The sequence below is a fragment of the Janibacter sp. DB-40 genome, assembly GCF_029510815.1.
GTDB lineage: Bacteria > Actinomycetota > Actinomycetes > Actinomycetales > Dermatophilaceae > Janibacter.
In genome coordinates this window covers 1,560,106-1,579,374 of record NZ_CP120360.1, presented here as the reverse complement: position 1 = coordinate 1,579,374, position 19,269 = coordinate 1,560,106, and the positions used below count along the sequence as shown (strand labels likewise).

The following is a 19,269-nucleotide window of genomic DNA, read 5'->3' as shown; positions in this document are numbered from 1 at the left end:
GCGGTCCGCACATCACGGCTCGGGATCCGCCAGCCAACCGCTGCAGATGTGCCGGATCCCGTGGAACTCCTACGCCGCGGCGGAGAGTGCCGCCGACACGGCGGCGACGATGCGCTGCGCATGGAAGAGGTCGGCCCAGGTCACCCGCACGATGACGTAGCCGAGGGCCCGGAGGCGGTCCTCACGCTTCTTCTCCCGGAAGAGTGCATCGGCACCCCCGTCCGCGTACTTCACCTTGCCGTCGAACTCGATCAGGACCCTGGTCCCCTCGATGCCGAGGTCGACCCGGGCGACGAACTCACCATGCCGATCGACGATCGGGACCTGCGAGGCGACCTGCCATCCGGCCGCGCGCAGGATGACCCGGGTGACGCTCTCACCGAGCGACTCCGCGTCACCGTCTGCCCATTCGAGCGCGCACCTCACACGCGACGAGAGCGGCCATCGCCGGACGAGCTCGTAGGCGGCCTCGAGGGTTTGGGTGGTTGTCTCCTGCCACTGCAGGGCCGCGTCGATCGATGCCACTCCCGCGGTGATGCCGTGATCCATGGTCATCTGGACGAGTCCCGTCGCCAAGTCCGTCGCAGGTCCCCACGGTGTCTCGACGAGCCCATGACGAAGGGGGCGGATGCGCAGGTGCTCCGTACGGGCCTCGCGGATGATGGGTCGCGCGATGTCCGTTGGCACGACCGGCACCTCGAAGAGCGGGATGCCGTGGGCCGCGACCGCCGTGGCGCCGATCAGGACCGCATCGGGATAGGTGTGTAGTGCGGCCTTGGCGAGGAGGTGACGGTGCTCTTCCCGCGTCCACGTACCGGGCACTGTGTACGCGCCCCGGCAGATGCGGGTGATGAGCCCCCGACGAAGGGCCGCGTTGAGCACCTCGTCGGACAGACCCGCCCCCAGAGCGTCCTGGCGTGTGAAGATCCTGTCGGGGAGGGCAAGGAGCTCGCTGAAGAGGGTGGGAGCCACGTCGATCATGGGTGCAACAGTGGCTCGCACCCGAGACGCCTGCTGTGAGCACGCCGCGGTCTGTGGATCCCTGACCGGGTGGGCCCGGATGTGGATGAGGAGAGGCCCCCGGGAACTCCGCATGAGAAACCCCCGGTTCGCAGGAGTAAGAAACTCGCGCGAACCGGGGGTTTATCGGGTGACCCGATAATCAGGAGGCGGGTGAGGCGCGATCCTCAGCGCAGGCCCTCCACGAGCTGCTCGACGCTCCTGCGGGGCCCGGTGAAGAAGGGAATCTCCTCGCGCACGTGCAGGCGGGCGCGGGAGGCACGCAGCTCCCGCATGAGGTCGACGATGCGGTGCAGCTCGTCGGCCTCGAAGGCCAGGATCCACTCGTAGTCGCCCAGGGCGAAGGCGGGGACGGTGTTGGCGCGCACGTCGGGGTAGTCGCGGGCCATGGCGCCGTGCTCGGCGAGCATGGCGCGCCGGTCCTTCTCGTCGATGACGTACCAGTCGTAGGAGCGCACGAAGGGGTAGACGCACACGTAGTCGCGCACCGGCTCACCGGCCATGAAGGCGGGCACGTGGCTGCGGTTGAACTCGGCCTGGCGGTGGCACGCGACGTTGGACCACACCGGCTTCAGGTGCGCCCCCAGCCGGGTGCGCAGCAGGCGCTTGTAGGCGTCCTGGAGCAGCTCGACCTCGTCGGCGTGCCACCAGATCAGCAGGTCCGCGTCGGCGCGCAGGCCGGCGACGTCGTAGACCCCGCGGACGGTGACGCCGCCCTCGGTCACGGCGGCGATCAGCTCCTCCACCTCGCTGGTGAGCGCGGCCCGGTCGGCGTCGCCCAGTGGAGTGGTCAGGGCGAAGACGGAGAACATCGCGTAGTGCACGGAGGCGTTGATCGCCTCGAGCTGCTCGCGGTCGGGCTTGGCGGGTGCGGGGCGGGTGGTCATCGCTGCTCCTGTCGGGTGGGGGTCGAAGGGGGGCACGTGGACGAGATGGTGGTCGCGGCCCGGACCGCGCCGTCCAGGACGGCCGCGATGCCCACTCCGTCGTAGGCGGCGCCGACGAGCTCGAGCCCCGGCAGGCCGGTGACGTCCGCCCGTGTCGTGGCGACCCTGCCAGTGTGCCCGAGGTCGTACTGGGGCAGTCCCCCGCCCCAGCGCTGCACGTGCGTGTCGACCGGCTGCGGCAGCGGGGCCCCGAGCGCCTGCCCGACCTCGTCGAGGGCGACGGCACGCAGCTCGTCGTCGCTGCGCTGCAGGCTCGCGACCTCACCGGCCCGGCCGATCGACGCACGCAGGAGGGTCACCTCGGAGGAGGCGTCGCGCACCCAGGCCCACTTTGCTGCGGAGAAGGTCGCGGCCTTGATCGTGTGCCCGTCGACGGCCGGGACGAGGAAGCCGTTGCCGGGCAACGCCGGCAGCTGCGCGCTCGGCAGGGCGAGCGTGACGACGGCCATCGACGCGTACTCGATCCCGGCCAGCGCACGGGATGCCGCAGGGGCGTGGTCGGCGAGGAGCCGAGACGTCGGTGCGGCCGGGGTGGCGAGGACGACCGCGTCCGCGTCGTGGGCCACCGGGTCGATGGTCGGTCCGGTGACCACGCGCCACCCCGTGGCCGTGCGCTCCAGCCCGCGGGCGAGGGTCTGCCGCAGGATGGTGCCGCCGGCAGCCGTGACACCGGCGGCAAGGGCCTCCACGAGCGCGCTGAGGCCACCGTCGAGTCCCATGACCCGCGGTCTCGGTGGCGTCACCGGCTCCGGCAGGAGGGACGCGACGGCCTCGGGCATGGACCGCCCTTCGTCCATCGCCGACCACAGCCCCGGCATCGTCGCCCGCAGGGACAGTGCATCGACCCGTCCGGCGTAGACCCCACCGAGCAGCGGCTCGACGACCCGGTCGACCACCGCCCGGCCGTACACGGAGCCGACCGCGTCGGCGACCGACACATCACCGTCGAGGGCGAAGGGGCCGGTCCCGCAGCCCGGGCGACCTCACCCCCGGTCAGGAGGCCGCCGAGGTCGGTCTCGCCGGACGGGATGCCCAGGTAACTGCGCGCCGGGACGTGGTGGCGCGCGCCGCGGGACCAGATGGTGGCCGGGACCGGCTCGGGATGGACCAGACGGTCGGCCAGTCCCACGTCGGTGATCAGCTCACGCGCGGTCCGGCTGCTCGCGACGACCGACTCGGCACCGACGTCGACGGTGACACCGCCGACCTCCACCCCACGGATCTTGCCGCCCGGCCGCTCCCCCGCGTCGACGACGAGGACGTCGAGGTCGGGCCGCTGCGCCAGCAGGTGGTGGGCCGTGGCCAGACCGGCGATGCCCCCACCGACGACGATCACGCGGGGAGGCATCAACGCCCGCTGACCTCGTGGACCAGCTCGACGACACGGGTGAGGACGACCGGGTCGGTGTCCGGCAGGACCCCGTGGCCGAGGTTGAAGATGTGTCCGGGCGCCGCGCGCCCCTCGGCGAGGATCCGGCGCACCTGGGTCTCGATGACCTCCCAGGGGGCGAAGAGCAGCGCGGGGTCGAGGTTGCCCTGCACCGGCTGGTCACCGCCGACGCGCTCGATGGCCTCGGCGAGGGAGACGCGGTAGTCGACGCCGATGACCTCGGTCCCCGCGCCCGCCATATCCACGAGCAGCTCACCGGTGCCCACACCGAAGTGGATCCGCGGGACGTCACGGTCCGCGAGTGCGGACAGCGTCGCCGTGCTGTGCGGCAGGACGTGCCGTCGGTAGTCGGCCCTGGAGAGGAACCCGGCCCAGGAGTCGAAGAGCTGGACGGCGCTCGCACCGGCGTCGACCTGCACCTGCAGGAAGGTCGCGGCGATCTGCGACAGGCGCGCGCACAGGTCGTGCCACAGCTGCGGGTCGCCGTGCATGAGCGCCTTGGTGTTCTCGTGGTTCTTGCTCGGTCCACCCTCGATGAGGTACGAGGCCAGCGTGAAGGGGGCACCGGCGAATCCGATGAGCGGTGTCGCCCCGAGCTCGAGCACGATCCGCCGGACGGACTCGGTGATGTCGCCGACCATGTCGGGGGTCAGCTCCGGGATGCGGTCGAGGTCCTCCCGGGAGCGGAAGGGCACGTCCAGCACCGGACCGACACCCGGCTCGATGTCGATGTCGATGCCGACGGCCTCGAGCGGGACGACGATGTCGGAGAAGAAGATCGCGGCGTCCACGCGGTGGCGGCGCACCGGCTGCAGGGTGATCTCGGTGACGAGGTCGGGGGTGCGACAGGCCTCCAACATCGTCGTGCCGGCCCGCAGCTCGCGGTACTCCGGGAGGGAGCGGCCGGCCTGGCGCATGAACCACACCGGGGTGTGCGGGACGGACTGGCCCCGGGCCGCGCGGACCAGGGGGCTGTCGGAGGGCGAGGCTGCGGTGTTCACGCCCCCGATCCTCCCATGCAGGGTGCCTCCTCCCGGCCCCGGGCGAAGGGGGTGGGTCAGCTGGCGATGAGGGCGATACCCGCCAGCGCGGCGGCCACCCCGACGACCTGCACGGGCCGCAGCCGCTCGCGCAGCAGCAGCCACGCGAGCAGGATCGTCGTCACCGGGTACAGCGAGGCGAGCACCCCGGCGATGCTCAGGTGCCCTCGGGTCGTGGCCATGCTGAAGAGCGCGGTGGCCGACAGGTCGGCGATGCCCACGACGACCAGGCCCGGGGCCAGCCCTCGGGGGATGCGCCACCGGGTCGTCAGCACCAGGGCGAGCAGCAGGAAGACGCCCACCGACGCCACCCGCATCGCCCACAGGGTGTGCAGCCCCGAGACCCGGCTGCCGAGGTCGACACAGGCCATCGCCGTCCCCAGCCCGAGGGCCGCGAGGACGGCGTAGAGGATGGAGGTGGCGTCGCCCCCTTCGCCGCCACCCTCGACCTCGGGGCCGCTGGCGAGGACGCCCCCGACGATCGCCAGCAGGATGCCGGCGCCGAGCAGGACGGTCACGGGGTCGCCGCGGACGAGTCCGACGACCACGGGGACGAGGACACCGAGACCGGCGATCGGCGTCACGATGCCCATGCGGCCGCGGGCCAGGCCGCTGTAGAGGGCGAGCAGGCCGGCGCCCTCGGCCACTCCCCCGACCGCGCCCCACAGCCACCACGGGCCCGGTGGCAGGGGCAGCCCGACGACGAGGACGACACCGGAGATCGCGACCAGGGCCACGGCCTGGGAGCAGATGACGACGGTGCGCGCCGGGAGCCGACCGGAGAGGATCCCCGCGATGAAGTCCGAGGCACCCCAGGTCACGGAGGCCGCGAGGGCGAGGACGATCGTCACGCGGGTAACGGTACGTCTCCCCCGGCGTGGCCTCCCGTCCGCACCGCGTCCGGCGACCTACCCTCACATGGTGGCCTCCCGACAGATCTCCGGTGCGCAGTCGCCCGACTTCGATCACGCCCTGCGCAGCGTGCACGAAGCGCGGCTGCGTCCAGAGGTGCGCCTGACCGAGGTCCCGGCGCCGACCCGCCTCGCACCCCAGGCCGTGGCGATGACCGCCGACATCGTCGATGCCTCGGACGGTGAGGACGTGGCCACCGGACGCTTCGTGCTGCTGCACGACCCGCAGGAGCCCGAGCCGTGGGGCGGTGCATGGCGCGTGGTCACCTTCGCCCGGGCGGAGCTCGAGGCCGAGGTCGCCGGTGACCCGATGCTCGGCGCGGTCGGCTGGTCGTGGCTCACCGATGCGCTCCAAGCGCACGGTATCGAGGCGCACAACCTCGCGGGGACCGTCACCCATGTGGTCTCGGAGTCCTTCGGCGACCTCGACGACCGCGAGCCCAGCGTCGAGATGGAGATCCGCGCCTCGTGGAGCCCCACCGACGCTGACGCCGGCACGCACCTGTCCGCGTGGGTGGACATGCTGGGGACGGTCGGCGGGCTGCCCCCGCTGCCGGAGGGAGTCGTCGCACTCCCGGGACGGCGCCGTTGAGCTCGGGACCGGCGAAGGGCGGGGACGAGGAGGCCACGAAGGCACCTCTCCCGCTGCTCGCCGAACCCGCCGAGGGTGTCCCGGACGTCATCACGCGCGAGTCCGAGCTGATCGCGTGCGCGGACGCGATCTCGGCCGGCGTCGGGCCGGTCGCCATCGATGCCGAGCGCGCCTCCGGTTACCGCTACGGGCAGGCCGCCTACCTGGTGCAGCTGCGACGTGAGGGCTCGGGCACCTGGCTGATCGACCCGGTCTTCCTCCCCGACCTCCAGCCGGTCGACCAGGCGATCGGGACCGGTGAGTGGATCCTGCACGCAGCCACCCAGGACCTCGCCTGCCTGCGCGACGTCGGCCTGGTGCCACGACAGATCTTCGACACCGAGCTCGGCGCCCGCCTGCTCGGGCTGCCCCGGGTCGGGCTCGCCGCCGTGATCGAGCACTACCTCGGGATCTCGCTGGCCAAGGAGCACTCGGCCGTCGACTGGTCCACCCGGCCCCTGCCGGAGCCGTGGTTGCGCTACGCGGCTCTCGACGTCGAGGTGCTCACCGAGGTGCGCAACCTCATGGGCGCCGACCTCGCGGCGCAGGGCAAGTCGGAGTGGGCGAGACAGGAGTTCACCTCGCTCCTGGACTGGCGGCCCGCCCCGCGCCAGGACCCGTGGCGACGGACCTCCGGCCTGCACAAGATCCGCCAGCCCCGCGTCCTGGCCACCGTGCGCGAGCTGTGGTGGGAGCGCGACCGGATCGCCCGTGAGCGCGACACCTCCCCCGGGCGCGTCATCCCTGACGCGGCCCTGGTCGAGATCGCGCAGGCCGCGCCGGGAGGTCCGGGCGACCTGCCCCGCGGTCACCGCGCCATCCAGCGCAGCCAGCGTGCCTGGCTCGCCGCCGTCGAGCGGGCCCGGGAGCTGGCGGACGAGGAGCTGCCGCCACCGACGCTGAAGTCGGACGGCCCCCGCCGCAGCGCTCGTGGGCCAACCGCGACCCGCTCGCCGCGGAGCGGCTGACGACGACCCGTGCCGCCCTCACGGCCTTCGCCGAGGAGCACACGATCCCGATCGAGAACGTCTGCTCCCCCGATCCGCTTCGCCGTGTCGTGTGGAGCCCGCCGGCCGAGCGGAGCACCGAGGGCTTCGCGGCCGCGCTGGCCGAGCACGGCGTGCGCCCGTGGCAGCAGGAGATCGTGGCACCGATGCTCGTCGCGGCCTTCGAGGCCCACCCGGACGCGTAGGCGGGCGGGTCGCAGCCCGACGCCTCAGCCCGGCAGCCGATGCCGATGCCGAGGAGGTCGCCGACGAGGCCTGGGGCACGGACGACCTCATCGCCCGTGACCGGAGAGGGCGCCGATTCCCTCCCTTCGCCCGGCTGACGTGGGAGGACCCGCTGGACCGGGACCTCTACCGCCGTCACGGGCAGCCCCTGCCCGAGTGGACGTGGTGCAACCCCGGGCCGAGGTCCTCCAGGTGACACGCTGCGGCCCGCAGATCTGCGTATGAACTCATATATGAGTTACGGTGGCAGGCATGTCTGATGACTACCTCGCCCGTATCGGCACGACCATCAAGGACGCACGACACCGCGCCGGCCTGTCCCAGGCCGACCTGGCCGCGCGCCTGGAGACGAGCCAGAGCGCCGTCACGCGCATCGAGGCCGGCGGCCAGAACCTCACCCTCGACAGCCTCGCCCGCATCAGCGAAGCCCTCGACACCGAGCTCGTCGCACTGACCCGCACGTCGGGCTCCGGCGCCGTCCACCTCAAGGTGGAGGGTGGCCGGCAGCTCTCCGGCGCCATCGACGTCAAGACCAGCAAGAACGCCGCCGTCGCGCTGCTGTGCGCCTCCCTGCTCAACAAGGGCACGACGACCCTGCGCAACCTGGCCCGCATCGAGGAGGTCAACCGCATCCTCGAGGTCCTCGAGTCGATCGGCGTGCGGACCAGGTGGCTGCCGGACAGCGCCGACCTGGAGATCGTCCCGCCGGCGAGGTTCAACCTCGAGGCCATGGACGAGGAGGCGGCTCGGCGCACCCGCAGCGTCATCATGTTCCTCGGCCCCCTCCTGCACGAGTTCGCCGACTTCCGCCTGCCCTACGCCGGTGGCTGCGACCTCGGCACCCGCACGGTCGAGCCGCACATGACCTCGCTGACCCACTTCGGTCTCGACGTGCAGGCCACCCAGGGCTGGTACGAGGCCCAGGTCGACCCGCAGGACGGTGCGGACCGCGCGATCGTCCTCACCGAGCGCGGCGACACCGTCACCGAGAACGCCCTCATGGCCGCCGCTCGCCACCCCGGGCGCACCACGATCCGCAACGCCTCGCCCAACTACATGGTCCAGGACCTGTGCTTCTTCCTCGAGCGGCTCGGCGTGCGCGTCGAGGGCATCGGCAGCACGACGCTCGTGGTCTCGGGCGTGCGCGACATCGACGTCGATGTCGAGTACTCCCCCAGCGAGGACCCGATCGAGGCGATGAGCCTGATCGCCGCCGCCGTGGTCACCGAGTCCGAGATCACGATCAGGCGCTGCCCGATCGAGTTCCTCGAGATCGAGCTGGCGACCCTCGCCGGCATGGGGATGAAGTACTCGATGACCGAGGAGTACCGGGCCCACAACGGCCGCACCCGGCTCGTCGACATCACCACCCAGCCGGGGCCGCTGCGGGCCCCGATCGACAAGATCCACCCGATGCCCTTCCCGGGCCTGAACATCGACAACCTGCCCTTCTTCGCCCTCATCGCCGCCTGCGCGCACGGCACGACGACGATCCACGACTGGGTCTACGACAACCGGGCGATCTACCTGACCGAGCTGAACAAGGTCGGCGGCAAGGTCACCCTGCTGGACCCGCACCGCGTCCTCGTCGAGGGCCCGAGCCGGTGGCGCTCCAACGAGGTCACCTGCCCGCCGGCACTGCGCCCCGGCGTCGTCGTCCTGCTGGCGATGCTCGCCGCGCCGGGCACCTCGTACCTGCGCAACGTCTACGTCATCCACCGCGGCTACGAGGACCTCGCCGAGCGACTCAACGCCCTCGGCGCGAGCGTGCAGCCCTTCCGCGACATCGGCTGAGCCTGCACGAGCACGAAGGAGGGCCCGTCACCGACTCGGTGACGGGCCCTCCCTTCGTGCGTGGCAGTCGGGTCAGAAGCTGCCGAACAGCGTGCCCAGGACGATCACCGCGACGAGTGCGATCACCGGGATCAGCACCGCCACGACACCGATGTCCTTGTACGACTGGCGGTGGGTGAGCCCGCAGATCCCCAGCAGGGTGATCACGGCACCGTTGTGCGGCAGCGCGTCGAAGCCACCGGAGGCGATCGCCGTGACGCGGTGGACCAGCTCGAGGTCGATGCCCTGCTCGACCGCCATCGTGCGGAACTGGTCGCCAAGGGCCTCGAGCGCGATGCTCATGCCGCCGGAGGCCGAGCCGGTGACACCGGCGAGCACGTTGACCGACAGCGCCAGGGAGACCAACGGGTTGCCCGAGACGCCCAGGACGGCCTCCTTGATGGTCGTGAAGGCGGCGAGGGAGGCGATCACCGCTCCGTAGCCGACCTCCGAGGCGGTGTTGAAGATCGGCAGGAGGGAACCCATCGTGCCCTCGTTGACCGTCGCCTTGACGTCCTGGATGCGGCCCCAGTTGGTGCCCAGGTTGAGCACGATCGCCGCGACGAGGGCCACGATGATCCCCCAGATGCCGGCGACCTTGTCGATGCCGACCGAGCCGTACGCCTCCTGCTGCAGGTACTCGAACTCCATGCTCGGGAAGATCCAGTTGACCAGCGCGTAGTTGAGCCCGATGACGACGACGATCGGCAGGAAGGCGAGCCAGACGGGCACGTGGGGGCGCTCCATGAGGTGGTCGTCCTGGTCGCTGTGCTCGACGCGGGGCTGCTCCTCGGCCGCCTTCTTCCGGCCGAAACCGGGGAACCCGCCGCCGGCGATCACCGGCGGCTCGTACCCCTCGCCCGCCGCGAGGAGCTTCTTCGCGCGACGGTCGAGCCAGAGGACACCACCGACGAGCATGATCAGGCCGGCGATGGCGCCCAGCCCGGGCGCGGCGAAGGCATTGGTGCTGAAGAACGGCGCCGGGATGGCGTTCTGGATGGCCGGGGTGCCCGGCAGCGCCGTCATCGTGAAGGTGAAGGAGCCCAGCGCGATGGTGGCGGGGATGAGCCGCTTGGGCAGGCCGGCCTCCTTGAACAGCGCTGCCGCGATCGGGAAGACGGCGAAGGCGACGACGAAGAGCGAGACCCCGCCGTAGGTGAGGATGCCGCAGGCCAGGGTGATGGCGAGGATGGCGCGGCTGGCACCGATGCGGTTGACGATGAAGTCGGCGATCGCCTTGGCGCTGCCGCTGACGTCCATCACCTTGCCGAAGATGGCGCCCAGCAGGAACAGCGGGAAGTACGTGATGGCGTACCCGCCGAGGGCGGGCATGAAGACCTGGGTGTAGGTCGCCAGCATCGGCCCACCGGCCATCAGGGTGGCCAGCAGCGCCAGTATGGGCGCGAGGATCAGCACATTGATGCCGCGGTAGGCCAGGTACATCAGCAGGCCTAGCGACACCACGATGCCGATGAGTCCGAGGGACATCGGTGTCTCCTAGTCGGGGTCGGGGGCGGATCGTCGGGGGGCGGCGATCCCGGGAGCGCCCCCGATCGTGGCACCCGACCAGCACGGGGACCGGTGTGGGGGCGACACACACTCTGCGGACAATCACGTGGGCACGGATCATCCGCCGTCCGTGACCGGCCTCATACCTTCGTCACCATGACGACGCAGACCCAGCGCCCCGACGGCACCCCCGAGCCCCTGTCGACCCTCTCGCCGGACCTGACGGGTCGGCACGTCCTCGTCACCGGCGCCGCGAGCGGGATCGGGGCGGCGTGCGTGGCCGCCTTCGCCGCAGCCGGTGCCCGCGTCACCGCGGCCGACCTGGACGAAGGGGGTCTGGCCCACCTCCGCGAGAGCCACCCGGACGCGCGGATCGAGACCCGGGCCATCGACCTCGCCGACCTCGATGCCCTGGCGGACCTGCCCACCGACGTCGACGTGCTCGTCAACAACGCCGGCATCCAGCACGTCAGCCCGGTGCACGAGTTCCCGCTCGAGCGCTTCGATCTGATCCAGCGGCTGATGCTGCACTCCCCCTTCCGGCTCGTGCGTGCGGTCCTGCCGCACATGTACGAGCAGGGGTGGGGTCGCGTCATCAACGTCTCCAGCGTCCACGGGCTGCGGGCCAGTGCCTTCAAGTCCGCCTACGTCACCGCCAAGCACGGGCTGGAGGGCCTGAGCAAGGTGGTGGCCCTCGAGGGGGCCGAGCACGGGGTCACGAGCAACTGCCTCAACCCGGCGTACGTGCGCACCCCGCTGGTGGAGAAGCAGATCGCGGACCAGGCGGCGACCCACGGCATCTCCGAGGACGAGGTCCTCGAGCAGGTCATGCTGGCACCGGTGGCCCTCAAGCGGCTCGTCGAGGTCGACGAGGTGGCGGCCATGGCGCTCTTCCTCTGCACTCCTGCGGCGACCTCCATCACCGGCGTGTCCCTCCCCGTGGACTGCGGCTGGACCGCGCACTGAGCCTCGTGCCTAGGATCACCCTCATGGCCAGCGAGGACGACCCCCCGATCGACCAGGCCACCGCTCTGCTCGAGCTGCTCGCCTCGGATGCCTCCATCGCCCGGCTCGCGTCCGCACCGGCTCCCGAGGAGATCAAGGACCTCGTCCTGCGCGTCGGGACGGCCCGTGACGAGCACCGTCGCCGGGAGTCGGCCCAGTCCGCGCTGCTGGACATCGCCCGCGAGCTGGCCTCGGAGGAGGATCCCGGCACCGTCCTGGAGGCCATCGTCCGGCGGGCCCGCACCCTCCTGGGCACGGACCTGGCCTACCTCACCCTGTACGACCCCGAGGCCGGCGACACCTTCATGCGGGTGACCGACGGGTCGGTCTCCGCGGAGTTCCAGTCGCTGCGGCTCTCCCTCGGCGACGGACTCGGGGGCCTGGTCGCCTCCACCCACAAGCCCTACTGGACGGCCGACTACTCGGCCGACCAGCGCTTCAGCCACACGACCACCATCGACAGCGGTGTCGGTGACGAGGGCATCATCGCCATCTGCGGCACGCCCCTGATCGTGGAGTCGAACTTCGTCGGTGTCCTCTTCGCGGCGAACCGCAGCCCGCGCCCCTTCTCCCGCACCGAGGTCGGCCTCCTCGGCAACCTCGCGGCGCTCGCCGCCGTCGCCATCGTGCAGACCCGGGCGCTCGCCGAGTCGCAGACCGCGCTTGCCGCGCTCTCGGAGGCGCACGAGACGGTGCGGCAGCAGGCACGTGGTGTCGAGCGTGCGGCAGCGGCCCACGACCGCTTCGCCTCGGTGGTGCTCGAGGGCGGTGGCGTCGCCGACGTCACGCGTGCCCTCGTCGATCTCCTCGGGGGGTGGGCGGTCCTCTTCGACGAGGCCGGTGAGCGGCTGAGCTCCTTCGGGCCGGCCCCCACGTCCCGGACGGGGGGTGACGAGGTCCTGGCCCTGCCGGTCGTCGACGAGGCGCGCCACGACCTCGGTCGACTCGTCGAGGACGACGGGGTCCACGCGATCGGCGTCATCGCCGCACGCGAGCAGCTGGGCACCCTCGTGGTCGGCGCCCCACGCACGCTCGAGGACGCCGACCAGCGCACGGTCGAGCGGGCCGCCGTCGTCACCGCCCTCGTCCTCCTCTTCGAGCGGCAGGCGGACGCGGCTCGGCAGAGCGCCCGCAACCGCATCGTCACCGACCTCGTGGGCGCCCGCGGCAGCCACGACGACCGGACCGTCTCCCTGCGGCACGCCGGGCTGGACCCGCGCGGCCCGCTGTGCCTGCTCGTGGCGCGCGGCGGCGACGCGACCCAGCACCGCGCGCTGGCCCTCACCGTCGGTACGGCGCTCGGTGAGGGCACGCTCGTGGGCTCGCACGACGACGAGATCATCGCCCTCGTCCCCGGTGACGACCCGGACGCCCTCGCCCGCTCACTGGTCGCCCGGGTCTCCCGGGGTCCGCGGATCACGGTGGGCGGCAGTGGTCCGATCGGTGACGTGGACGACCTGCCTGCGGCCCACGAGGAGGCGGCACGCACCCTCAGGGCGCTCGTCGCCCTCGGCCGGGCGGGCACCGGCGCCGCCGCGACGGAGCTGGGGTTCGCCGGTCTGATCGTCGGCTCCGACCCCGACGTCCGGGACTACGTCCGCACCGTCCTCGGGCCGGTCCTGGACTACGACGACTCCCGCGGCAGCGACCTCGTGGGCACGCTCGTGGCCTACTTCGCGGCCGGGGCGAGCCCCCGGCACGCTGCCCACGAGCTGCACGTCCACGTCAACACCGTCGCGCAGCGACTGGGCCGGGTGGCCGCGTTGCTCGGCGACGACTGGCAGCACCCGGACCGCGCCCTGGAGCTGCAGCTCGCCCTGCGTCTGCGTCGCCTGCTGTCTGCCTGAGTCGCTTCTCGGCTTCGCGGGCGACGCGATGGTGCCGGCACTCGGCGGTCGCGGGTGACGCAGAGGCGTCGGCACGTGGCGCACCGCCCGGACGACCAAGCGCTTGTCTCACCTGATCATCAGGTCCGGGCGGTGGCCTGAGTCGTGCCCGACCCCTCCGCGCCCCCCACTCGCTGAGGTGGCGCCGGCCGTCAGCGGTTCTGCGCGTCCAGAGTCCGCTCGGCCGGCTCCTCGGCGGCCAGGCCGCGGTCGATGGCGTCGACGACGGCGGTGAGGCCCTCCCCGGACAGGATGACGTCGTAGTGGTTGGCGTCGACCCCCCGCACGACCAGCTCGGCGGGCAGGTCGAGGGCGGCCAGCCGCCCTTCGTCGTACAGCCCCTGGGGCTCGTCGAGCAGCCCCCGTCGTGCCCAGACCAGCTCCACCGGGACGCCGGCCGCCACGGCGCGGGCCGCGGCGGAGTGGGCGTCCTCGCTGACCAGGACGTCCCGGCCGTCGGCCCGCACCGCCTCGAGGATGCACGAGCTCATCAGCGCGCCCGGGGTGTCCGGTGCGGGGACGAGATCGTGGTCGAGGTATCGCCGCACGCTCTCGCCGGCCGCGCCGGTGCGCAGGACCGGGCCCACGGCCGGGTGCTGCTGCCAGAACTCCAGGTGCGCCGCCTCGTCGTCGAAGCGCATCGACAACCGGTCCATCGCCGGACCGATCACCGCTGCCAGCGCGGCGTCGACGTCGAGGTCCGGCGGTGGCGGGAAGGCGAGGCCACCGTCGACGAGTACCGCTGCGCGGACCAGCCGCGGGTGCTCGGCGGCCGCGAGAGCGGTGATGAAGCCGCCCATCGAGTGACCGACGAGCACCGGTTGGGCACCGAAGGCGCCGACGACCGTGGCCAGGTCGGCGACGTGGGCCGCCAACCCGTACGGGCCGGGCGCGTCCCGGCTCGCGGCGCGACCGCGCAGGTCGGGCGCCAGCACCCGCACCGCCCCGGGACCGTGCCGACGGTGCAGCTCCTCGGCGAGCTCCCGGAAGGACAGCCCGTTCGCGGTGATGCCGTGCACGGCGAGCACGACGGGCACCCCGGGGTCCGCGGCCCCGACCGTGAGGTCGTGGATGGCCAGGCTCCCCTCCGGGAGCTCGATGACGAAGGACGGCTCGGTGCTCATGCGCGCTCCCTCCGCAGCACCCGGACCGCCAGGCCGGTGATCCCCTGCGGCGCGAAGTAGACGATGATCACGAACAACGTGCCCAGGATGAACAGCGGTTCGGCCAACAGCCTCGCGAAGAGGTCCGGCAGGGACCCGATGAGGGACGAACCGCTGAGCTCGATCAGCCGGGCATCGGCGTAGTGGTAGACGAAGCCACCGACGACGGCTCCCCAGAGCCGCCCGGCGCCACCGAGCACGACCATGACGAGCAGGGCGAGGGTGAACTCCGCCGTGGCCAGGTGCGGGCTCGACCCACCGAGGACGACCGCGTGCACGACACCGCCGAGCCCGCCGAGGAAGGCCCCGACCACGATGGCCAGCAGCTTCACCCGGTAGACCGGGAAGCCCAGGACCGCCGCCCGGGCCTCGTTCTCGCGCACCGCGGCCATGGCATGCCCGGCCCGCGAGCGCACGAGGAGGGCCACGAGGACCCACGCCAGGACGACGAAGCCCAGGGCGAGCCAGTAGCGGTAGGACGCGTTCTGCACGCCGATGAGGATGGACGGGATGGCCTCGCGGTTGAGGACCAGGCCCTCCTCACCTCCGGTGAGGTCGTTCGGGTTGCGCAGGATGATGATCGACCCGGCCTGGGCGAAGGCCAGGGTCACCATCGCGAACGCGATCCCGCCGACCCGCAACGCGATCCCGCCGACGATGAGCGCCAGCAGGGTCGTCAGGCCGAGGGCGACGAGGATCGCGAGCGGCAGCGGCAGCGACCACGTCGACAGCGACATCGTCAGCAGGTAGCTGCCCGCGGAGATGAAGAGCGCGTGGCCGAAGCTGAGCAGGCCGGTGCGCCCGAAGATCACGTCGTAGCTCAGGGCGAAGCCGGCGAAGATGAAGCAGACCGCCAGCAGTTGCAGCGAGCCGGGGCCATTGACCCGCCCCGGCAGGATGCCCGGGATGGTCAGCGACAGGTAGGGCAGGACGGCGAGGACGACCACGAGGGCCACGCCGGGAAGGATCTTGAGCACGGTCTTGGCGCTCATGCGTGACCACCCTTCATCGAGGCCGGGCGAAGGAGCAGGACGATCGCGAGCAGCAGGACGACCGAGAGGTCTCCGGCTCCGCTCACCGCGTAGTAGTTGGCCATCTGCTGCACCAGGCCCACCGCCACCGCGGCCACGGCGGTGCCCACGAGGGAGCCCATCCCGCCGATGACGACGACGATGAAGGCGTAGATCAGCAGGGAGCCGCCCTGGGCGGGTGAGACCGCTCCCACGTACTGCGAGTACAGGAGGCCGGCCAGCGCTGCCGCCGCACCGCCCATGGCGAAGACGATGGTGAAGGTGCTGCGCACGTTGATCCCGAGCGCCTCGACCATGGTGCGGTTCTCCACGCCGGCCCGGATGATCAGGCCCAGTCGGGTGTAGCGCAGCAGCGCGAGGAGCCCGACGAAGAGCGCCAGGGCCACGGCCACGAAGACGAGACGGTCGTTGGGCAGGAGCGCACCGCCGAGCTCGGTCGTGGTCGACATCCATCCCGGGGTCTCCATGGGCTTGGGGTCGGCGCTCCACACGGCCTGCGCCACGGCGACCGCGGCGAGGGAGAGCCCGACGGTCACGAGCACCTGCTGGATGTGGTGCTTGTAGAGCGGCCGGATCAGGGCCACTTCGACCACCAGCCCGATCACGGCCCCGACCACCAGTGCCACGAGGACGGCCACGAGCAGCTGGAGGGTGACCGACATGCTGTCCGGCAGTCGTCGCATGACCTCCCAGCCGGCGTACGAGCCGGCCATCATGAAGGCGCTGTGGGCGAAGTTCAGCACGCCCATGAGCCCGTAGATGAGGCTCAGGCCGCTGGCCGCGAGGAAGTAGAGCGCGCCCAGACCGAGCCCGGTCGCGAGGATGAGGGTGAACTCGCTCATGCCGCCGCCCCCCGTCGCATGGAGACCCCGAGCAGCTCGCGGGTCAGCTCCTGGTCGTTGACGAGCTCGGCGGCGGAGCCGGTGTGCACGACCCGTCCGGCATCGATGACGACGACGGTGTCGGCGATCCGGCGCACGAGGGGGAGGTTCTGCTCGACGAGGAGGACCGGTGCCGTCCGGGCCACCTCGGTGAGCACGTCGGCGACCTCGGTGACCAGCTTGGGCGCCAGTCCCTTCGTCGGCTCGTCGATGAGCAGCAGCCGGTTCTCGCGCAGCAGGACCCGCGCGAGCGAGACCATCTGCTGCTGCCCGCCGGACAGCGTGCCGGCGCGCTGGGCGCGCCGGGTGACCAGGTCGGGGAAGAGCCGCTGGACGATGGGTGCATCGGTGCCCAGGTCGGGCTCGACGAGGCGCAGGTTCTCCTCGACGGTCAGCCCGCCGAAGACCTCTCGGTCCTCGGGGACGTATCCCACGCCGTCGCGCACGATCTTCGTCGTCGCGCGGTTCTGGATGGGCCGGCCGTCCAGGGTGATCGTGCCCGTGCGCGGGGCCAGACCGAGGATCGCCTTGAGCGTCGTGGTCTTGCCGACGCCGTTGCGTCCGAGGAGCGCGGTCACACCGGTGGCCGGCACCTCGAAGTCGACTCCCTGCAGGATGTGCGAGCCACCGAACCTCACGTGCAGGTCCTCCACAGTGAGCACCGGTGCCGTGCCGGTGGGGTCGTCGTCAGTCACAGTGCTTCTCCCAGATAGGCCTCTTGCACACGGTCGTCGGAGGTGACGTCGCCCGGGCTGCCGATGGCCAGCAGCTGCCCGTGGTGGATGACGGCCACGCGGTCGGCCAGGCCGAGGACCACGTGCATGTGGTGCTCGACCATGGCCACCGCGACGCCGCTGTCCCGGACCTCGCCGATGATCTCGGTCAGGCCGTCGACGTCCTCGGCGGAGACCCCCGCCATCGGCTCGTCGAGCAGCAGGGCGCTCGGCCGGGAGGCCAGGGCCATCGCCAGCTCGAGCTTGCGTCGGTCCCCGTGGGAGAGGTCGCGTGCGATGGTCTCCCCCTTGCCGGGCATGCGGACGCGCTCCAGGAGGTCCTCGATCTCATCCACTCCCGTACCGCTGGCGGGACGGAACGGAGAGAAGGGCGCCGACCCGACCGCCTGGATCGCCAGGCGGACGTTCTCCCGGGCGGTCAGCCCGTCGAAGAGCGCCGACGTCTGGAACGAGCGGGCGAGGCCGCGCTGCGCCCGTCGGGTGGAGCTCAGGCGCGTGACGTCCTCGTCCCGCAGGCTCACCCGACCCGTCGTGGGTCGGGTGACGCCGGAGAGGATGTTGACGAGCGAGGACTTCCCCGCGCCGTTGGGGCCGATGATGCCGAGCAGCTCACCGGTCCCGACCTCGAGGGTAATGTCCTCGAGGATACGAGCCCCTCCGATGCGCCACCCGATCCCGGTGGCGGCGATCACTTGCCGGAGGCGACGGGAGGAGCCACGTCGGCCGGGGCGATGGTCTCGCCGAGGACGGGCGCGAACTCGCCGCCCTCCTTCTCCAGCGAGACGGTGAACATCGGCTGGAGCATGGCGTGGTCCTCGGCGCGGATCTCCATGTCGCCCTTGGGCCCCTCGAAGGTCCAGCCCTCGAGCGCGTCGATCATCGCGTTGGTGTCACCCTCGCCCTCCTTGAGGGCGTGGACGACCATCTGGGCGGCGACGAAGCCGTCGTTGCTGAAGAGGTCGACCTCCTCGCCGTTCTCCTCCAGGCCGCTCTCGAGCGCCGTGTACGCCTCGTTGTCGGCCGCCCCCTTGAAGAAGTGGGAGAGGAAGTCGATCTTCGTGCCCGCCTCACCGAAGAGCGAGTGGGTGGCCTTGATGTCCAGGCCGGTCACGACGGTCGTGGTCTCGAAGACGCCCTGCTGCGAGAGCGTGCCCCACATCGACGTGGCGTTCTCCCCCGCCCAGGCGACGAAGAGCAGGTCGGGCGACTGGCTCTTGATCTTCGTCGCGAAGGGGGTGAAGTCCTTGGCCGCGGCCGGCGCCTCGATCGCGGTGACCTCGGCCCCCTTCTCCCCCAGGACGCCCTTGACGGCGTCGATGTTCGCGGTGCCGAAGGCGCTGTCCTGGGCCAGGACGGTGACCTTCTTGCCGTCGACGTCACCGAGCATGGTGCCCGCCGTGGCGACGTCCTGGTAGGTCTGGCGACCGGAGCGGAAGGTGTACTCGTTCAGCCCGGTGACCCCGTCCGTGGCGGCGGGACCGGAGATGAAGAGGGTCTTGTTGTCCTTGGCGAGCGGAGCGACCTGCAGGGCCACGCCCGATGAGGTGGAACCGGCGAGGATGTCGCTGCCCTGGCCGATGAGGGTGGTCGCGGCCGACACGGCCTTCGACGGGTCACCCGCGTCGTCCTTCTCGCTGATCCGGATCTCCCGGCCGTCGACCTCGCCGGTGCCGTCGGTGGCGTAGTCGAGCCCGACGTCGAAGGCCGCCTTGTACTGCGCCCCGTACGGAGCGAGCGGGCCGGACTTGCTGTAGACGAGGCCCACCTCGAAGGGGGCATCGCCACCGCCGTCGTCCCCACCACCGCTGGCCTGGCCGGGAGCGCCGCACGCCGCCAGGGACAGGCTCAGGGCCGTGCCCGTCAGGATGATCCAACGCTGTGTCATGGGATGACCTCCACCCTCGGTGAGCGCTCGCGCCTTTGCTGCAACGAGAACCGTTGACGCTCAACCGTTCCGGCGAAGGTAGCCCGCACGACACCGGGGCGGGTGTGGTCCGGCACCCCATATTCGCCGGGGACTGGTGTCCTGCGGTGACACCCGAGGACGAAGGGGGTC

The 19,269-nt window shown here is 71.7% G+C and carries 18 protein-coding genes and 1 pseudogene; 6 read left to right on the top strand and 13 right to left on the bottom strand.

Annotated features, from left to right (window positions below):
* Positions 1-69 precede the first annotated feature (69 nt).
* The 6 genes and pseudogenes from PVE36_RS07410 to PVE36_RS07385 all read right to left on the bottom strand — a co-directional run bounded on the left by PVE36_RS07410 (position 70) and on the right by PVE36_RS07385 (position 5,248).
* Positions 70-981: a type IV toxin-antitoxin system AbiEi family antitoxin domain-containing protein gene (locus tag PVE36_RS07410; RefSeq protein WP_277455614.1), complete on the bottom strand. Its 912-nt coding sequence runs from the start codon at positions 979-981 to the stop codon at positions 70-72.
* A gap of 206 nt (positions 982-1,187) precedes the next feature.
* Positions 1,188-1,907: a hydrogen peroxide-dependent heme synthase gene (gene hemQ / locus PVE36_RS07405; RefSeq protein ID WP_277455613.1), complete on the bottom strand. Its 720-nt coding sequence runs from the start codon at positions 1,905-1,907 to the stop codon at positions 1,188-1,190.
* Positions 1,904-2,863 carry a protoporphyrinogen oxidase gene (hemG, locus tag PVE36_RS07400; protein WP_277455612.1) on the bottom strand — a complete coding sequence of 320 codons (960 nt, stop codon included), beginning with the start codon at positions 2,861-2,863 and terminating at the stop codon, positions 1,904-1,906. Before hemG ends, hemQ begins: the two co-directional genes overlap by 4 nt.
* Positions 2,864-3,072: 209 nt before the next feature.
* Positions 3,073-3,315, bottom strand: a pseudogene (locus tag PVE36_RS07395) (FAD-dependent oxidoreductase); the annotation flags it as partial.
* A complete protein-coding gene (gene hemE / locus PVE36_RS07390) occupies positions 3,315-4,358 on the bottom strand; it encodes a uroporphyrinogen decarboxylase (RefSeq protein WP_277455611.1) in 1,044 nt (347 codons plus the stop codon). The gene hemE and the pseudogene PVE36_RS07395, both read right to left, overlap by 1 nt.
* A gap of 56 nt (positions 4,359-4,414) precedes the next feature.
* Positions 4,415-5,248 carry a DMT family transporter gene (locus PVE36_RS07385; protein ID WP_277455610.1) on the bottom strand — a complete coding sequence of 278 codons (834 nt, stop codon included), beginning with the start codon at positions 5,246-5,248 and terminating at the stop codon, positions 4,415-4,417.
* A gap of 70 nt (positions 5,249-5,318) precedes the next feature.
* Between PVE36_RS07385 and PVE36_RS07380 the strand changes: the two genes are divergently transcribed.
* The 4 genes from PVE36_RS07380 to PVE36_RS07370 all read left to right on the top strand — a co-directional run bounded on the left by PVE36_RS07380 (position 5,319) and on the right by PVE36_RS07370 (position 8,965).
* Positions 5,319-5,900 (top strand): DUF3000 domain-containing protein, encoded by a 582-nt coding sequence (locus PVE36_RS07380; RefSeq protein WP_277455608.1) that lies wholly within the window; start codon positions 5,319-5,321, stop codon positions 5,898-5,900.
* Positions 5,897-6,907 carry an HRDC domain-containing protein gene (locus PVE36_RS07375; RefSeq protein WP_346780632.1) on the top strand — a complete coding sequence of 337 codons (1,011 nt, stop codon included), beginning with the start codon at positions 5,897-5,899 and terminating at the stop codon, positions 6,905-6,907. Before PVE36_RS07380 ends, PVE36_RS07375 begins: the two co-directional genes overlap by 4 nt.
* Entirely contained in the window at positions 6,904-7,131 is a 228-nt protein-coding gene (locus PVE36_RS16220) for a hypothetical protein (protein ID WP_346780639.1), read from the top strand. The genes PVE36_RS07375 and PVE36_RS16220 overlap by 4 nt, the downstream gene beginning before the upstream one ends.
* A 292-nt stretch (positions 7,132-7,423) precedes the next feature.
* Positions 7,424-8,965: a UDP-N-acetylglucosamine 1-carboxyvinyltransferase gene (locus PVE36_RS07370; RefSeq protein WP_277455607.1), complete on the top strand. Its 1,542-nt coding sequence runs from the start codon at positions 7,424-7,426 to the stop codon at positions 8,963-8,965.
* 72 nt (positions 8,966-9,037) lie between these two features.
* Here PVE36_RS07370 and PVE36_RS07365 read toward each other — a convergent pair whose 3' ends face one another.
* A complete protein-coding gene (locus PVE36_RS07365) occupies positions 9,038-10,492 on the bottom strand; it encodes a GntP family permease (protein WP_277455606.1) in 1,455 nt (484 codons plus the stop codon).
* Positions 10,493-10,669: 177 nt separating this feature from the next.
* Here PVE36_RS07365 and PVE36_RS07360 point away from each other — a divergent pair, with 177 nt between their 5' ends.
* Together PVE36_RS07360 and PVE36_RS07355 are read left to right on the top strand one after the other, a co-directional pair.
* Positions 10,670-11,479, top strand: coding sequence for a 3-hydroxybutyrate dehydrogenase (locus tag PVE36_RS07360; protein WP_277455605.1), 810 nt, complete (start codon positions 10,670-10,672; stop codon positions 11,477-11,479).
* 23 nt (positions 11,480-11,502) lie between these two features.
* Positions 11,503-13,365, top strand: a complete 1,863-nt coding sequence (locus PVE36_RS07355) for a GAF domain-containing protein (protein WP_277455603.1) — start codon at positions 11,503-11,505, stop codon at positions 13,363-13,365.
* Positions 13,366-13,556: 191 nt separating this feature from the next.
* On the opposite strand, the gene PVE36_RS07350 is transcribed toward PVE36_RS07355, so the two are convergent.
* From PVE36_RS07350 to PVE36_RS07325, 6 genes are read right to left on the bottom strand one after another with little or no spacing between them, the layout of a single operon-like run.
* A complete protein-coding gene (locus PVE36_RS07350) occupies positions 13,557-14,528 on the bottom strand; it encodes an alpha/beta fold hydrolase (RefSeq protein ID WP_277455601.1) in 972 nt (323 codons plus the stop codon).
* Complete coding sequence (locus tag PVE36_RS07345; RefSeq protein WP_277455600.1) at positions 14,525-15,559, bottom strand: branched-chain amino acid ABC transporter permease; 1,035 nt, start codon at positions 15,557-15,559, stop codon at positions 14,525-14,527. Before PVE36_RS07345 ends, PVE36_RS07350 begins: the two co-directional genes overlap by 4 nt.
* Entirely contained in the window at positions 15,556-16,440 is an 885-nt protein-coding gene (locus tag PVE36_RS07340; RefSeq protein ID WP_277455598.1) for a branched-chain amino acid ABC transporter permease, read from the bottom strand. The genes PVE36_RS07345 and PVE36_RS07340 overlap by 4 nt, the downstream gene beginning before the upstream one ends.
* Complete coding sequence (locus tag PVE36_RS07335) at positions 16,437-17,174, bottom strand: ABC transporter ATP-binding protein (protein WP_277455596.1); 738 nt, start codon at positions 17,172-17,174, stop codon at positions 16,437-16,439. The genes PVE36_RS07340 and PVE36_RS07335 overlap by 4 nt, the downstream gene beginning before the upstream one ends.
* Positions 17,171-17,905 carry an ABC transporter ATP-binding protein gene (locus tag PVE36_RS07330; RefSeq protein ID WP_277455595.1) on the bottom strand — a complete coding sequence of 245 codons (735 nt, stop codon included), beginning with the start codon at positions 17,903-17,905 and terminating at the stop codon, positions 17,171-17,173. Before PVE36_RS07330 ends, PVE36_RS07335 begins: the two co-directional genes overlap by 4 nt.
* Entirely contained in the window at positions 17,902-19,098 is a 1,197-nt protein-coding gene (locus tag PVE36_RS07325; protein ID WP_277455594.1) for a substrate-binding domain-containing protein, read from the bottom strand. Before PVE36_RS07325 ends, PVE36_RS07330 begins: the two co-directional genes overlap by 4 nt.
* Positions 19,099-19,269 lie beyond the last annotated feature (171 nt).

Bases quoted from the DNA above. Each gene is read 5' to 3' on its own strand.
- PVE36_RS07410 (WP_277455614.1), bottom strand. From the start codon at position 981: ATGATCGACGTGGCTCCCACCCTCTTCAGCGAGCTCCTTGCCCTCCCC.
- PVE36_RS07325 (WP_277455594.1), bottom strand. From the start codon at position 19,098: ATGACACAGCGTTGGATCATCCTGACGGGCACGGCCCTGAGCCTGTCC.
- PVE36_RS07370 (WP_277455607.1), top strand. From the start codon at position 7,424: ATGTCTGATGACTACCTCGCCCGTATCGGCACGACCATCAAGGACGCA.
- PVE36_RS07350 (WP_277455601.1), bottom strand. From the start codon at position 14,528: ATGAGCACCGAGCCGTCCTTCGTCATCGAGCTCCCGGAGGGGAGCCTG.
- PVE36_RS07360 (WP_277455605.1), top strand. From the start codon at position 10,670: ATGACGACGCAGACCCAGCGCCCCGACGGCACCCCCGAGCCCCTGTCG.
- PVE36_RS07345 (WP_277455600.1), bottom strand. From the start codon at position 15,559: ATGAGCGCCAAGACCGTGCTCAAGATCCTTCCCGGCGTGGCCCTCGTG.
- PVE36_RS07355 (WP_277455603.1), top strand. From the start codon at position 11,503: ATGGCCAGCGAGGACGACCCCCCGATCGACCAGGCCACCGCTCTGCTC.
- hemQ (WP_277455613.1), bottom strand. From the start codon at position 1,907: ATGACCACCCGCCCCGCACCCGCCAAGCCCGACCGCGAGCAGCTCGAG.
- PVE36_RS07340 (WP_277455598.1), bottom strand. From the start codon at position 16,440: ATGAGCGAGTTCACCCTCATCCTCGCGACCGGGCTCGGTCTGGGCGCG.
- PVE36_RS07365 (WP_277455606.1), bottom strand. From the start codon at position 10,492: ATGTCCCTCGGACTCATCGGCATCGTGGTGTCGCTAGGCCTGCTGATG.